This is a genomic window from Geoalkalibacter ferrihydriticus DSM 17813, from assembly GCF_000820505.1.
In the GTDB taxonomy this organism is placed as follows: Bacteria; Desulfobacterota; Desulfuromonadia; order Desulfuromonadales; family Geoalkalibacteraceae; genus Geoalkalibacter; species Geoalkalibacter ferrihydriticus.
In genome coordinates this window covers 357696-372392 of the sequence record NZ_JWJD01000002.1, presented here as the reverse complement: position 1 = coordinate 372392, position 14697 = coordinate 357696, and the positions used below count along the sequence as shown (strand labels likewise).

The following is a 14697-nucleotide window of genomic DNA, read 5'->3' as shown; positions in this document are numbered from 1 at the left end:
CAGAGGATCCTTTGCGAAATGATGACGGACAAAGGAATCAATTATACGGCAAGAAGAGGAAATGGGGAAAGGCTCCTTGCCGGCGGCGAAGAAACGCTGCCGGCAAGGAGGACAGGATCAAAGACAATGGACAACCTCTAAATATCCAATTTGTGCGCCAGTTTCACCATGTTCTCATTGAGGGGGCGCATGGGGGCGTTAAAGATCTTGTCGAATTCGGTGAATTGCAGGTGATTGCCGGAAAGACCGACCATTTTGCCGCTTTCGCCGTTCAACAAAGCTTCCACAGACCCTTGGCCGAAGCGCGAGCCGAGCAGGCGGTCGAAGGACGTGGGCGAGCCGCCACGCTGGTAATGGCCGAGAACCATGATGCGCGATTCGAAGCGGATGTGGTGCTTGATCTGCTCGGAGATTTCCTGAGCACTCGCCACCCCTTCGGCGACCATGATGATCGAATTGTCGCGCCCTTCGCGATAACGCTTGCGCAGATTTTCGCAGATGTCACCGATGTTGTAAGGGACTTCGGGAATCAGGGCGTGTTCGGCGCCGCAGGCGATGGAAGCGACCAGGGTCAGATACCCGCAGTTGCGCCCCATGACCTCGACGATGAAGGCGCGGTCGTGGCTCGAAGCGGTGTCCTTCAGACAGTCGACGGCATAAATGATGTTGTTGAGGGCCGTGTCGACTCCCAGGGACATGTCGGTAAAGGGAATGTCGTTGTCGATGGAGGCGGGGATACCGATGACCTTGATGCCCCGGTCCATGAGGGTTTTGGCGCCGCGCATGCTGCCGTCGCCGCCGATGACCACCAGACCCTCGACGCCCATGCCCTTGAGGTTGTTCGCCGCCACATCCTGGCCGGCCGTTTCCATCATTTCCTTGCAGCGCGCGCTCTGCAGAAAGGTGCCGCCGCGTTGCAGAGTGTTGCTCACCGACTTGGTGTTCATCATAAAATAATCACGGTCGATAAGTCCGCGGTAGCCTTTTTTGATGCCCACCACGTCGAGCCCGGCGCAGAGTCCCGAGCGCACCACGGCGCGAATGGTGGCGTTCATCCCCGAGCAATCGCCCCCGCTGGTCAATACGGCAATACGTTTCATGAAAAGACTCCTGATTGATTTGACGATTTATTGCATAACCCGAGGTTTGGGTTGCGCAAATGAACACGGAAAAATCGGGATCAAGGCGCACAAGGAAAAGGTAGAATCCAAATCTGCGACCATCCCGGAAGTGCGCGTCCCAGGCCCTTGCGCGCAAATGAACGTGTTGAGTAAATCATTGCGCACCGCATTTGTCAAAGCCCTTTGCGCATCGCTTGACACCCCTGGGGGCGCTGCTATGATTTGAGTGACTAAGAGACTGATATTCCTCAATTCCTTCCTAATGAACCGGTTCCGTAAACAGGGGGTTGGCAATGATTGCTCGCGACGACGACTTTCCGGAGATCGTTCCCATTTTTCCCCTGCGCGACCAGGTTGTTTTCCCCTATATGGTTTTCCCTCTGTTTGTCGGCATCGAAGCCATGCCCGTGGTGGAAGAAGCCATGGGTGGCAACCAGGTCATCGGTCTTTTTTATTGTGCGCGGGGCGGAGAAACGTGCCGCTTGGAGAACCTCGCCCCGGTGGGTACCGCCTGTCGCATCACCCAGGTGTTCCGCCTGCCGGAAGGCGGCGCCAAGGTCATGGTCGAGGGTCTTAAGCGGGTGCGCCTGGGTCGCGCCGTGCAGCGGGTTCCCTTCGTCATCGCGCAGGTCGAGCCTCTGGAGGAGACCGTCGAGCGCAGCCTGGTCTCCGAAGCTCTGGTGCAGAGCGTCAACGCCATGCTCAAAATCGCCCTGTCCCACGGGCGCCCCTTGCCGGGCGATGTCATGCAGATGGTGGATCGCATCGAGGACCCCGGTCGCCTTGCCGATCTCATCACCGTTTACCTGAGCGTGCCGCCCGCCGTGCAGCAGCGGGTGCTTGAGGCTTTGCATCCCCTGGAGCGCCTCAAGGATGTTTATCTGCTGCTTTCCAGCGAAGTGCAGAAGCAGCAGGTCCGTGGCGAAATTCAGACTGAAGTCAGTAAGCGCATCGGCAAGACGCAGAAGGAATTTCTGCTGCGTGAGCAGATGAAGCAGATTCAGGAAGAACTCGGCGACGATGACCCGCGTCAAGGAGAACTGGGCGAATTCCGCCGGCGCATCGAAAAAGCCGGCATGCCCGAGCCGATCCGCAAGATCGCCGAAAAAGAGTTGCAGCGCCTGGAGCGTATCAATGCCGCCAGCCCTGAATATACGGTGTCGCGCACCTATATCGAATATCTGTGCGCGGTTCCCTGGAGCCACGGCACCGAGGATCAGCTCGACATCAACCGTGCCCAGGAGATTCTCGACGAGGATCATTTCGATCTCAAGGACGTCAAGGACCGGATTCTCGAATACCTGGCGGTGCGCTCCCTGCGCAAGCAGAGCAAGGGGCCGATTCTGTGCTTCGTCGGGCCGCCGGGGGTCGGCAAGACCTCCCTGGGACGCTCCATCGCCCGGGCCCTGGGGCGCAAATTTATCCGCATTGCCCTAGGCGGCATGAAGGACGAGGCGGAAATCCGCGGCCACCGGCGCACCTATATCGGTGCGCTGCCGGGGCGCATCATTCAGGAAATCTGTCGTGCCGAGGCGAACAATCCGGTCTTCATGCTCGACGAGGTCGACAAGATCGGTCAGGACTTTCGCGGAGATCCGGCCTCCGCTTTGCTGGAGGTGCTCGACCCTGAGCAGAATAATTCCTTCAACGACCATTACCTCGACGTCGCCTTCGATCTCTCCAAGGTCATGTTCATCACCACCGCCAACATTCTGGATCCCGTCCCCAGCGCTCTGCGCGACCGCATGGAGACGATCCGGCTGCCGGGCTACAGCGAGGAAGAAAAGGAGCAGATCGCGTTTCGCTACCTGATTCCCAAGCAGATCGAAGAGAACGGGCTGATCGATTATCCCGTCGATTTCGAAGCGCAAGCCGTGCAGCGCATTATCGGCGATTACACACGCGAGGCCGGGGTCCGTCATCTTGAGCGGCAGATCGCCGCAGTGTGTCGCAAGTTGGCGCGCGAAATCACCCAGGGACGGACTCCGCGCGTGCGCGTAAACGCCGATCTGGTCGCTGAGTTGCTCGGTCCGCGCAAGTTTTTTGCGGAAGTGGCCGGCGAGCAGGACCGGGTCGGAGTCGCCACCGGCCTCGCCTGGACGGAGACCGGTGGCGATATCCTGTTTGTTGAAGCCTCGCAGATGCCGGGCAAAAAAGAGCTGACCCTGACCGGAAGCCTCGGTGAGGTCATGCAGGAGTCGGCGCGGACTGCCTTGTCTTTCGTGCGCGCTCATGCGCGGGAGTTCGGCATCGACTCCGGCGTGTTTGAAACCTGCGATCTGCATATCCATGTGCCTGCCGGGTCGATCCCCAAGGATGGACCCTCGGCCGGGGTCACCATCGCCCTGGCCGTCATCTCGCTGCTCACCGGGCGTCCAGCCCGCCGCCAAGTGGCTCTGACCGGGGAGCTGACCCTGACGGGGCGTATTCTGCCCATCGGCGGCGTCAAGGAAAAGGTGCTTGCGGCGCACCGCGCCGGCGCGCGCATCGTGCTGCTGCCCGAGCGCAATCGTGCCCATGTCGAGGAGTTGAGCGAGCAGGTGCGCAAGGAGATGGCGTTGCGTTTTGTCTCGTCCATGGAGGAAGTCGTCGAAACCGCTCTGTTGCCCGCGTCCGTGCGTTTCCGTCGCGGTGATTTGAGCGATTCGTATCCTCCGGCGGCCGGTCCCCACGCCTGAGAATCACCATAGAGGGCTTGCTCCCGGCGGGCGAAAAAGTTAAGCTTTTCCTCGGCCCTTCTGTTTCTTTTATTTCCGTAGGAGTTGACCGTGAGATTTTTCTTTGTTTCCCGACGGCCCCTGGCCGTTTTTTTCTGTCTGCTGTTCTGGGTGACACCGATCTCGGCGGCCACCCTGGAAGACCGGGTCGTCGAGCATGAGTTCGCCAATGGGCTTAAATTACTCATGGTGCCGCGTCCCGAGGCGCCCACTTTTACCGCCTACATCACCCTTGGCGTGGGATCGGTCCATGAAACCAGCGAACATCGCGGCATGGCGCATATGCTGGAACACATGCTGTTCAAGGGCACCAAAACAATCGGCACGACGGACTATGCCAAGGAAAAACCCCTGCTCGAGCGCATCGAAGAGGTCGGCAGTCGCCTGGATGCCCTGCGCGCTCGCCGCGATGCCGATCCCGAGGAAATCGCCGCCCTGGAAAAAGAATTGGCCGATCTGCAGCAGGAGCACCAGCAATTCGTGGTCAAGGATGAGTTCGCCCGCATCTACGCCGAGCACGGCGGGGTGGGCTACAATGCCTTCACCAGCCGCGACCTGACCACCTACCTCATCAACCTGCCGGCCAACAAGCTCGAACTTTGGGCGGCTATCGAATCCGACCGCATGAAAAATCCCGTGCTGCGCGAATTCTACACCGAGCGCGATGTGGTCATGGAGGAACGTTATCGCGCCTACGAGACCAATCCGCGCGGCATGCTCTTCGAGCATCTGTTCGCCAACGCCTTTACTCTGCATCCCTATCGCAACCCCATCATCGGCTGGCGCTCGGACATCGAAAATCTCACCCTGGAGCAGACCCGCGATTTTCTCCATCGCTATTACGGGCCGGTCAACACCGTGATTGCGCTGGTCGGAGATATCGATCCACCGGCGGCCATCGCGATGATCGCGCGGTATTTCGGCGATATTCCGTCCGGTTTGCCGGTGCCGGCGGTTTCTGATGTTGAACCGCCGCAACGCGGCGAAAAGCGTATTCAGGTCACCTTCGACGCCGAGCCGCAACTGGCCATCGCCTTTCACAAACCGACTCTGCCCGAACATGACGATTACGTGTTCGACCTCATCAATCAGGTTCTGGGCCAGGGCCGCAGCTCGCGGCTGTACCGCAGCCTGGTGCTGGAGCAGCAGCTTGTCACCGCGGTGCAGACCTTCAGTGCTCCAGGTTCGCGTTATCCCAACCTGTTCGTGATTACCGCCACGCCCCGACATCCGCATACCACCGCAGAGGTGGAAGCCGCCATCTATGCCGAACTTGAACGCCTGGGTCGTGAACCGGTCAGCGCGGCCGAGTTGGAGCGGGCCACCAATCGCCTGCGCACTGATCGGTTGCGTTTTTTGCGCGGAAATGAGGGCCTGGCGCGGATGCTGACCTTCTACCAGAGCGTTGCCGGTGACTGGCGCTACGTGCTGACCTATGACGAGATCATTGCCGAGATCGGCGCGCAGGATGTGATGGACACGGCACGGCGCTGGCTGCATGCCGGCAACCGGACCCTGGTGACACTTGAAAGGGAGGCGCAGGAGCAATGATGTTTCCGGCACGCTTGTGGATGTTTGTCTTCTTGGTGTTTTTCGCCTGGGGATGCGCTGCGCCCCAGGTGCCGTCCTCTCCGCGCGAACTGACCTTTGCGCCCCTGGAATTTCACGTACCTGAGGTGGAGCGCCTGACCCTGGCCAACGGCTTGCGCCTTTACGTCCAGGAAGATCACGAACTGCCCCTGGTCGAGTTGACGGTGATGATCGGCGCGGGTTCCATCGGTGATGCCCCGGAGTTGGTGGGGCGTACCGATCTTTACGCCGCCCTGCTGCGCAGTGGCGGAGCAGGTGAACGCGATCCCGCTGCCCTGGATGAATTTCTGGACATGCGCGCGGCCAATCTCAGTGCCGCGGCCGACACCTATGCCGTGACTCTGAGCATGTCGCTGCGCTCTGATGATCTGGAGGAGGGCCTGGAACTTCTTGCCGATGTCCTGCGCCGGCCGCACTTTGATCCTGCGCGTCTGGAAGTGGCCAGACGCCAGGCTCTTGAGGGAATCCGCCGGCAGAACGATGATCCAGGAAATCTGGCGCGCCGGGTTCTGGCACGCAGCCTCTACGGCGAGCATCCCCTGGGACGCAGTGCCACGGTGGCCACCGTCAACGCGATAGCGCGCGAGGATCTCAAGGCCTTTCACCGCACCCATGTGCATCCCAACAACCTCTGGGTCGGCATCAGCGGCGACTTCGACCGCGATCGCCTTCTCGCACTGCTCGATGCACATTTCGGTGGTTGGCCCAGGGCTGATCTTGATCCGCAGGCGATTCCCCCCCTGGAATCTGTGGACGCCCCCCAGACCTGGGTCGTACCGCGCAATCTGCCTCAGACGTCCATTCTGCTCGGCGAGATCGGCATCGACAAGGACAATCCCGATCAGTACGCGGTGCGGGTCATGAACTACCTGTTGGGCGGCGGCGGCTTCAATTCGCGCCTGATGCGCGAAATCCGCTCCAATCGGGGTCTGGCCTATTCGGTTTATTCTTTTTACCAGGTGGGGCGGCATCTTCCCGGACTCTTCATCGCCGGAAGCGAAACCCGCACCAACGCCGTGCTTGAGGTGGTCGGCATCAAGCGCGAGATCATGACGCAGATGCGCGAGCTTCCGGTGTCCGAAGCGGACCTGACCCTGGCTCGGGAAAGCCTCATCAACAGCTTCGTCTTCGGCTTCACCGACAAGCACGATGTGGTTGCCATGACCATGCGTCTGGATTTTTACGACTATCCCGCCGATTATCTGCAAGCCTACCGTGATCGAGTGGCGCAGGTGAGCGCCGCCGATGTGCAACGCGCCGCGCGCCGCTATCTCAATCCCGAAGGGCAGATGCTGGTGCTGGTGGGCGATGTCGAAGCCGTCGCCGCCGAGCTGGCCGCGCAGGGCCTGAGGGTGAAGGAATTTTCCCTGGAGTATTGAGGGGCCCTGATGCGATCCGCCGAGCTTCCGCTCCCAAACCCCAGGCGCCGCCGCGACCCTTGCGGCGGCGTTTTTTCCGATGTGCTTGAGGTGAAAGACTCTCCATGATCCAGGATCTCATGCAGTACCTTCCGGGTGCCATACTGACGGGTGCAATCCTTGTTTCCTATTATATTGCACGCTGGGTTCTCGTGCCCTTGGCCAAGAGACTTGTGGAGCGCAGTCCCGTCAAGTGGGACAATCTGCTCGCGCAGCGCCGGGTTTTCGACCGGGCCGCCCATCTGGCGCCGGCGGTGGTGCTGGCATTGGGCTTGCCCCTGGTGCTCGACGAAAGTGTCGAGATTTTCAGATTCATTACGCGTCTTAATAATGTTTATTTCGTGTTCGTCGGTTATTGGGTGTTTGAGGCCCTGCTCAATGTGGGCATGGACATCTACCTGACCAGCCCCACCCGCCAGCACTTGCCCATCCGCGGGTTGGCCCAGGCCATCAAGCTGGTGGTGTTTCTGCTGTGCCTGATCCTGGCACTCTCGCAGATCGCCGATCGCAGTCCGGTTTATTTCATTTCGGGGCTTGGTGCGATCACGGCAATTCTGCTCTTCATTTTCAAGGATCCGCTGCTTGGGCTGGTGGCCGGAGTGCAGATCACCACCATGGATCTGGTGCGCACCGGCGATTGGATCGAGATGGCCAAGCACGGCGCCGACGGGGATGTCATCGATGTGTCCCTGACCACCGTGCGCGTACAGAACTGGGACCGGACCATTACCGCCATTCCCGCCTATGAGCTGGTGTCTTCATCCTTCAAAAACTGGCGGGGCATGAGTGAAAGCGGCGGGCGGCGCATCAAGCGCGCCATTTCCCTCGACATCAACACGGTGCGTTTTGTCGATGATACACTGCTTGAGCGCTTCATGGGCATCAGGTTGCTGCGTCCCTACCTGGAGCAGAAAGTGCGCGAGATCGAGGAACACAATCGGCAACATGTCACCGATGCAGAGTTCAGTGTGCTGGCCAACGGCCGGCGTCTGACCAATATCGGTACCTTTCGTGCCTACTGTGTTGCCTATTTGCGCAATCATCCGCACATTCACCCAAATTTGACTTTTCTGGTGCGCCAACTGGCACCCACCGCCGAGGGGTTGCCCCTGGAAATCTATGTTTTCGTCAACGACACCCGCTGGGTCTATTATGAAGGGGTGCAATCAGACATCTTCGATCACCTGCTTTCCGTACTGCCCGAGTTCGGCCTGCGCGCTTTTCAGTCCCCCAGTGGCCGGGACGTCCGCGAGATCGGCCAGATCATAACGCGTGCTGCGGATTAAAATCACGGAACTGCTCTTGAAAAAACAGAAATTCTCCATATAATGGTTTTTTAGTGTCCTTTCTGTCGGCCGGAAAGGAGCAGTTTATGGGTTTTTTAGACAAGCTTTTGGGTGGAAAACCGGATTATCCGCGACTCGACGATGGCAGTGTTGCCGCGGGACACTTGCAGCACATCCGCAACCAGTTGCAAACTTTGGCGGAGGAGGCGAAACAACCGCTGGAGGTCATCCCGGGTGAAGACAGCACTTATGTGTTCATCGGCAAGCCGCCCAAGAAGTTCGGCGTTGCCTGGATCGAGGACGGGCGGGTGCACAACTTTAAAACGTTGGTCGAGGAAAACGGGGTCGAACCCCGCAGGCTGGCGCAGGTTGCCGAGCAACTGCGCGAGATCTACGAGGCTAATCAGCAGGATGAGCGCTTTTCGGCAAAGGTCGGCGATAAAGAGCTGGTGGTGACCCCCTCGGACGATTTTCGCAAGCAGGTTCACGACACGATTCAGAAAGTTCTGCACTGAGCGCCGCTTTTGCGGTGTCTTGATTGAAAGCAATTGGCCGGCGGAAAGACAGGGTTTCCAGATTTGTGATCAGGGTGTGAAGGCATCCTGCTTTTTTTTGTCTAACTATTCAGCTGCGCCGTCCGACAGTACCGCAGGGTGCGGCGGTTGAGTGCTGCGGCAAATGTTTGAGCCGCAGGTGAGTTTTTGCCGCACGCGATGCCGCCGTACCNCCGCAGGGTGCGGCGGTTGAGTGCTGCGGCAAATGTTTGAGCCGCAGGTGAGTTTTTGCCGCACGCGATGCCGCCGTACCCTGCGGTGCGTGCTGAACAGTTACTTTTTTGTTTTTTAGCCTGCTGTTCTCCCAGGAAAAAATCGGTTATCATCCCTGCTTTATCCCATCCAATCAAGGACCTATTGTTTTGCACACCACGGCTCAGCAGACCCTGCACCGCGTTTTCGGCTTCCGGGATTTTCGCCCCTACCAGCAAGAGATCGTCGAAGCCCTGATTCGCGGCGAAGATGCTTTTGTCCTCATGCCCACCGGCGGCGGCAAGTCCCTCTGCTACCAGGTTCCCGCCCTGCATCGCGAGGGCGTTGCGATAGTCGTTTCGCCCCTCATCTCGCTGATGAAGGACCAGGTAGACGCCCTGCGCGCCAACGGCGTACGCGCCTCTTTCTACAATTCTTCCCAGGGGGCCGCCGAATCCCGCCGGGTTCTGGGCGAACTGCACAATAATCGCCTCGATCTTCTCTATGTGGCCCCTGAGCGTTTGTTGAGCGACTCTTTTCAGGCCCGCCTGGGCGAGATTCCCATTGCGCTTTTCGCCATTGATGAAGCGCATTGCGTCAGCCAATGGGGGCATGACTTTCGTCCCGAGTATGTGCAACTTGGTACTCTGCGTCGACGGTTCCCCGCAGTTCCCATGATTGCCCTGACCGCCACCGCCGATCCCCAGACCCGCGACGACATTCGCGAGCGCCTCGGCCTGCAGGGGGCGCGCTGTTTCACGGCCGGCTTTGACCGGCCCAATATCCGCTACACCCTGGCCCAAAAGGCCAAACCTTTTGCTCAGCTTCTGCATTTTCTGCACGGTCGTACAAACGAGCCGGGCATTGTTTATGCCCTGTCGCGCAAGCGGGTGGAGGAGGTGGCGGCACGCTTGCGCGCCGAAGGCATTGCCGCCGACCCTTATCACGCCGGGCTCGCCGATGCCGAGCGCGCGCGTGTGCAGGAGGCCTTTCAGCGCGATGATCTGCAGGTGGTGGTGGCCACCGTCGCCTTCGGAATGGGTATCGACAAGCCTAATGTGCGTTTCGTCGTTCATTACGACCTGCCGAAAAACATCGAGAGCTATTATCAGGAGACCGGCCGCGCCGGGCGCGACGGCCTGCCTGCCGAGGCTTTGCTGCTGTTCGGTTATGGTGATATCGCCCTGGCACGCGGGCTTATCGAAAAAAGTGAAAACGCAGAACAGAAGCGCATCGAGTTGCACAAGCTCAATGCCATGGTGGGTTTTGCCGAGGCGCAGACCTGCCGGCGCCGGGTGCTGCTCGGTTACTTCGGCGAGGCTTTGGAAGAAGACTGCGGCAACTGCGACATCTGTTTGGTGCCGCCCGAGCGCTACGACGCCACGGTTGATGCCCAGAAGGCTCTTTCCTGCGTCTATCGCGTCGGTCAGCGTTTCGGCATGGGCCAGGTCATCGAAGTTCTGCGCGGTGCCGCAACCGAGCGCGTGCGCCGTTTGGGACATGATCGTCTGAGCACCTATGGTATCGGCGCCGAGCTGAGCCAGGACGCCTGGAGCAGTCTCATCCGCCAATTGATCCACCTGGGCTTTCTCAAGCAGGACATGGGTAACTATTCGGTGCTGAAACTGACTGAAAAAGCCCGGCCTCTGCTGCGCGGCGAGCAGAGTCTGATTCTCGCGCGGCCGCGGGTCAAGGTGGCGGCCGTAAAAAAACCGGCACGTAAAAAGGTGGGAGAACTTGATTACGATACGCAACTCTTTGAAGAATTGCGTGTTCTGCGCAAGCGCCTGGCCGATGCCGCCGGGGTGCCTCCCTTTGTCGTCTTCAGCGATGCCACCCTGGCGGAAATGGCCGCCTACCGACCGGCTGATCGTACCGCGTTGCTCAGCATCAACGGGGTCGGTGAGGCGAAACTGCAACGCTACGGCGAGCCGTTTCTCGCCGTGATCAACTCCGATCTCAAGGACTGAGCAGCCATGGCCGCAGACCAAATCCGGCAGCCGGTGCCCGATCCCGGCTTTCTTCTCGACCTTGCCCACACTCCCATGCCCTTCGGCAAGTACGCCGGGCGTGTGCTCATCGATCTGCCCGAACCCTACCTGGTTTGGTTTGCCGGCCAGGGTTTTCCGCCCGGCAAGCTCGGCCGAATGTTGCAGGCGGTCTACGAAATCAAAGTCAATGGACTTGAGTACCTGTTCGAGCCTCTGCGTGGGTTACGCTGACAGGCGCCTTGCCGCAGGTTTTTCAGAACGCCTGTCGGCTAAGGGAAAAAATCGTAACTATTCAGCGGTAAAGTCCGAGAGTACCGCAGGGGGCGGCGGTTGAGTGCTGCGGCAAATGTTTGAGCCGTAGGTGAGTTTTTGCCGCACGCGATGCCGCCGTACCTTGCGGTGCATCCTGAACAGTTACAAAAAAATCTAGACTTTAAGAAAAATCTTGGTATGTTTCAAAGCGCTATGACACCTTACGGATCGATTATTATTGAAATTGCCCTTCCCGTGCTGCTCATGCTGGGCGCGGAGCGTTTTGCCGTATATCGGTTTTTGCGAACCCCACGGCAGGTGGCCTGGGTGCAAAATCACTGGTGGCTGCATCCCAATGCCATAAGCCGTGCGCGCTATCCCATGGGTTTTATAGCTGTCCTGCTGCTGCACCTGGGCTATCCGCGGCTTTGTTTTCTTTTTTTCACGTTCTGGATGATCACTGATATCACCGACGGGGATATCGCCCGCAAGTGCGATCTGCACACCAAGGACGGCGAGTCCATCGATCCCTTTTCCGACAAGCTCATGTACTCCCCCATGCTGGTCTACCTGTCCTGGCTCGGTTGGCTCAATCCGTTCGTGGTGGGATTTTTTCTGCTCTTCGATATTACCGGACAGGCATCCCGGCACTTCACCAAAATCAAGGCGGCAAACCTTTTCGGCAAGGCGAAGACCTTTCTGGTCGTCGTGTTGCTGATCGTTGTGGGGTTGGAAATGATTTATGGGCCGATCCCCGCCCTCGGACGCACCATCCACCCGCTGCTTGTCGTGTGCGCGGGGCTGGCGTTCTGCTCGACGGCCTTCAAGCTGATTCCCAACTACTGGTACGCCAACATTTTGAGCATTCTGAACCTGGTGTGTGGTCTTGCCGGGTGCTGGGTCATCCTTGCCGGTCACCCTCCGGTTTATGCTCTGGGGTTGGTGTTTCTGGGGCAGTTTCTCGATCTCTTCGACGGGCGTGCCGCCGAGCGCTGGGGCTCGACGCCCCAGGGCGAACTGTTCGACGATGTGGCCGACGGGACGAGCTTCGGACTGACGGTGGGGCTTATCGCCGTCACGGCTTTTTCGCAACTCTGGGTGGGTATCCTGATTGGCCTGCTCTATTTGGGCGCGGTCGTGTATCGACTCGCGCGCTTTGTCATCGAAAAGCGCAAGCAGGGCATTCTGGGCGGGGTGGAGACCTTTTCCGGACTGCCGTCTCCCGCGGGTGCTCTGCTGGTCGGTACCGCCTGTGTCCTGATTCCCAGTGAGCTTATTGTCGGAAGTCTTGTCGTGTTGACGTCTCTGTTGATGATTTCGCGAATTCCCTATGCCCATTTCGGCCGCGCGATCCTGCCGAAAGTGCCGAAAATCGTGCGTGTTCTGGTTCTCGGCGCATTTTTGTTTCTGCTCGCGTTGGGGGTCCGTCGTGACCAGTACCTCGTCCCTTTGCTTTTCGCCTTTGTCGCTGCTCTGACCTACCTGGCCTCGCCTTTGTTCTGGCATCCCAAAAAAGCCACCCCACCTGAATAGGCGCAAACTTTTTTCTTTGATCCGCCTTGGTCGTGCCTCTTTGCGTTATAATGGACACACATTGTACGTTTTGCCAAAAAGGAGGTCAGGCTTATGCGCGCTTTAAATCCCAAAGCCTTCCTGGGGATGGGTGTCGCATTGCTCATGATCCTTTCGGGTTGCGCGACGACGACGATGACCGGTTCCTGGAAAGATCCTGAGGTCACACAACCGGTATCCAGTATGCTGGTCATTGCCAGGTTCGAGGAGGAGTTCGTCCGGCGCACCGCCGAAGATGGGTTTGCCGTTTCGCTGCAAGATCGCGGGGTGAATGCGGTTGCCAGTTATCGCGTCTTTGCCGACGCCACGGAGTTGGACCGGCAAGAGGTTGAAGCAAAAGCTGCCGGCCTTGGTCTGGAAGGTTTTCTGATCGTTCGCGTCCTTGCCCAAGAGACGGTGGAAGAAACCTATTCCGGGCGCTACCACTCTGCGTATCCCTACTATGATCCTTTTTTTCATCGGCGCTCTCATTTTCGCTCCTGGCACAACTATTACGGCCATGGTTATTATTATCCCTATGCTCCGACTTTAACCCGCGAAACAACCGTTCTGCGGTTGGAGGCAAGTCTCTATCGGCCCGGTGAAGAGGGTCTTCTCTGGTCGGCACGCAGTGAAACAACCACCGTTGTCGGGATCGAGGAGCGGTTGGACGAGATCGCTCGGAAATTTGTTCGTGAGTTGATCCGGGATAACATGATTTGAAAATTCCGAAGACCTTTCATGTCTGAGATCCCGAGTGTTTTGTGAATTTTTCCGCGCCAAAAATTTTGTGATATAGACACTATGGTTTGACGCGAAATTTTGTTATCTTATTGGATCTGGATGGTGCGGAAGGGCAAGGCTTTTTCGGATGGGGGAGATGGTTTGCGATGGAGCGAGCAACAGAAGTGTTCAGCCCGGCGGTGGAGAGTTTGAGCAATTACAGGGATCTGCTGGATCGGGTCGACGCGCTGTGTTTGCGCACCACGGAGGAATTTTCGACCCAGGTGAGCTGGCAGAGGGGTTGCTCCAACTGCGGTCGACATGTCTCCCTGTCCTGGGTCGAAGCGGTAACCCTGGCCCTGGCTCTGGAGCATCTGCCCGAGGCACAGGGCGAGTGGATTCGCGATCGCGCCCGCCGAACAGCTTCGCAAGATCCCTGCCCACTTTTCGACAAGGGCGCCTGTTTGCTCTATGCTACGCGCCCCATCGTCTGCCGCACCCATGGCATGCCGCTTTTGACCAATGTGGATGGCCGGGAGGAGGTCGTTTCCAGTGAAAATAATTTTCGGGATCGCTCCGTCCTTCCGTCCCGCGCCCTGATTGATCTGAATCTGCTCAATGCCAGCCTGGTGACCATTAATAACCTGTTTGTCTCCGAGGTTTTTCACGGCCGGTCTCCCGAACAAGAGCGCCTGAGCATCGCCGAGGCGCTTCTGCTCGATCTATGACCCTTGACAGTCATTGACCGCAAAGCCTGTCGCCCTTGGCGATCCCGCCCTTCATCGCGCTTTCCTTGCACTTTTTCCACGAAGTCGTATCCTGCAACATTGCAAAGCTGCTCGGCTGTGCTCTAATTGATGGTGACTCGTGTTGCCGGCGCAAAACTAAAATACTCAGACATCTTGTGCGGAGGACGCTCATGCCCCTTGAGGTTTTTGCCTTGATCATGATGATCATCGTATTTATCGTGGCCCTTTTTCTTATCCCTGTGCTGCTGCAGTTGCGCACCACGGTGCAGCGTATCGACGATTTGGTGCGTGATGTTCAGCATGATCTCGTTCCCATGCTCAAGGAGTTGCGTGAGGCCTCTGAGCATGTCAAGCGCACCACCGAAGCCGCAGAGCAGGGCAGCGCCCTGCTCACCGCCCTGGGTGAATCGGCGGGGGCTATTAATCAGTTTTCTCACTTCGTAAAACACGATCTCGGCCGCCTGGCGGGCAACGTGGCAGGGTTCTGGGCCGGATTTCGAGCGGCTGGAAAAACACTGGCAGAGCAGAAACAACACAAGGAAAGGAGATGAGA

Annotated in this window: 12 protein-coding genes; 11 read left to right on the top strand and 1 reads right to left on the bottom strand. The window is 58.5% G+C overall.

Features of this window, described 5'->3' with window-relative positions; all coding sequences use genetic code 11:
• Positions 1–137: 137 nt before the first annotated feature.
• A complete protein-coding gene (gene pfkA, locus GFER_RS07895) occupies positions 138–1100 on the bottom strand; it encodes a 6-phosphofructokinase (protein WP_040098162.1) in 963 nt (320 codons plus the stop codon).
• A gap of 314 nt (positions 1101–1414) precedes the next feature.
• Between pfkA and lon the strand changes: the two genes are divergently transcribed.
• The 11 genes from lon (at position 1415) to GFER_RS07835 (ending at position 14695) form a co-directional block, all read left to right on the top strand.
• On the top strand, positions 1415–3799 hold the full coding sequence (gene lon, locus GFER_RS07885) for an endopeptidase La (RefSeq protein WP_074669459.1): 2385 nt from the start codon (positions 1415–1417) through the stop codon (positions 3797–3799).
• A 90-nt stretch (positions 3800–3889) separates the two neighbouring features.
• Positions 3890–5389 carry a M16 family metallopeptidase gene (locus tag GFER_RS07880; RefSeq protein WP_082047967.1) on the top strand — a complete coding sequence of 500 codons (1500 nt, stop codon included), beginning with the start codon at positions 3890–3892 and terminating at the stop codon, positions 5387–5389.
• Positions 5386–6807 carry a M16 family metallopeptidase gene (locus GFER_RS07875; RefSeq protein ID WP_040098160.1) on the top strand — a complete coding sequence of 474 codons (1422 nt, stop codon included), beginning with the start codon at positions 5386–5388 and terminating at the stop codon, positions 6805–6807. Before GFER_RS07880 ends, GFER_RS07875 begins: the two co-directional genes overlap by 4 nt.
• Before the next feature lie 104 nt (positions 6808–6911).
• A complete protein-coding gene (locus tag GFER_RS07870; RefSeq protein WP_040098159.1) occupies positions 6912–8132 on the top strand; it encodes a mechanosensitive ion channel family protein in 1221 nt (406 codons plus the stop codon).
• A gap of 86 nt (positions 8133–8218) precedes the next feature.
• Positions 8219–8647 carry a hypothetical protein gene (locus GFER_RS07865; protein ID WP_040098157.1) on the top strand — a complete coding sequence of 143 codons (429 nt, stop codon included), beginning with the start codon at positions 8219–8221 and terminating at the stop codon, positions 8645–8647.
• Between the two features lie 401 nt (positions 8648–9048).
• Entirely contained in the window at positions 9049–10848 is a 1800-nt protein-coding gene (gene recQ, locus GFER_RS07860) for a DNA helicase RecQ (RefSeq protein WP_040098666.1), read from the top strand.
• Positions 10849–10854: 6 nt separating this feature from the next.
• Positions 10855–11100 carry a DUF3820 family protein gene (locus tag GFER_RS07855; RefSeq protein WP_052446171.1) on the top strand — a complete coding sequence of 82 codons (246 nt, stop codon included), beginning with the start codon at positions 10855–10857 and terminating at the stop codon, positions 11098–11100.
• A gap of 219 nt (positions 11101–11319) precedes the next feature.
• A complete protein-coding gene (locus tag GFER_RS07850; protein ID WP_235264032.1) occupies positions 11320–12654 on the top strand; it encodes a CDP-alcohol phosphatidyltransferase family protein in 1335 nt (444 codons plus the stop codon).
• Between the two features lie 93 nt (positions 12655–12747).
• A complete protein-coding gene (locus GFER_RS17630; protein WP_052446170.1) occupies positions 12748–13395 on the top strand; it encodes a hypothetical protein in 648 nt (215 codons plus the stop codon).
• A 167-nt stretch (positions 13396–13562) separates the two neighbouring features.
• Positions 13563–14123 carry a YkgJ family cysteine cluster protein gene (locus GFER_RS07840; protein ID WP_052446168.1) on the top strand — a complete coding sequence of 187 codons (561 nt, stop codon included), beginning with the start codon at positions 13563–13565 and terminating at the stop codon, positions 14121–14123.
• A gap of 191 nt (positions 14124–14314) precedes the next feature.
• Positions 14315–14695, top strand: a complete 381-nt coding sequence (locus tag GFER_RS07835) for a DUF948 domain-containing protein (protein ID WP_040098155.1) — start codon at positions 14315–14317, stop codon at positions 14693–14695.
• The last annotated feature ends 2 nt before the right edge of the window (positions 14696–14697 follow it).

What these genes read in the sequence shown, in the direction of transcription:
- GFER_RS17630 (WP_052446170.1), top strand. Translation starts at nt 12,748, where the DNA reads ATGCGCGCTTTAAATCCCAAAGCCTTCCTGGGGATGGGTGTCGCATTG.
- GFER_RS07870 (WP_040098159.1), top strand. Translation starts at nt 6,912, where the DNA reads ATGATCCAGGATCTCATGCAGTACCTTCCGGGTGCCATACTGACGGGT.
- GFER_RS07835 (WP_040098155.1), top strand. Translation starts at nt 14,315, where the DNA reads ATGCCCCTTGAGGTTTTTGCCTTGATCATGATGATCATCGTATTTATC.
- GFER_RS07865 (WP_040098157.1), top strand. Translation starts at nt 8,219, where the DNA reads ATGGGTTTTTTAGACAAGCTTTTGGGTGGAAAACCGGATTATCCGCGA.
- GFER_RS07850 (WP_235264032.1), top strand. Translation starts at nt 11,320, where the DNA reads ATGTTTCAAAGCGCTATGACACCTTACGGATCGATTATTATTGAAATT.
- GFER_RS07855 (WP_052446171.1), top strand. Translation starts at nt 10,855, where the DNA reads ATGGCCGCAGACCAAATCCGGCAGCCGGTGCCCGATCCCGGCTTTCTT.
- GFER_RS07875 (WP_040098160.1), top strand. Translation starts at nt 5,386, where the DNA reads ATGATGTTTCCGGCACGCTTGTGGATGTTTGTCTTCTTGGTGTTTTTC.
- lon (WP_074669459.1), top strand. Translation starts at nt 1,415, where the DNA reads ATGATTGCTCGCGACGACGACTTTCCGGAGATCGTTCCCATTTTTCCC.
- GFER_RS07840 (WP_052446168.1), top strand. Translation starts at nt 13,563, where the DNA reads ATGGAGCGAGCAACAGAAGTGTTCAGCCCGGCGGTGGAGAGTTTGAGC.
- pfkA (WP_040098162.1), bottom strand. Translation starts at nt 1,100, where the DNA reads ATGAAACGTATTGCCGTATTGACCAGCGGGGGCGATTGCTCGGGGATG.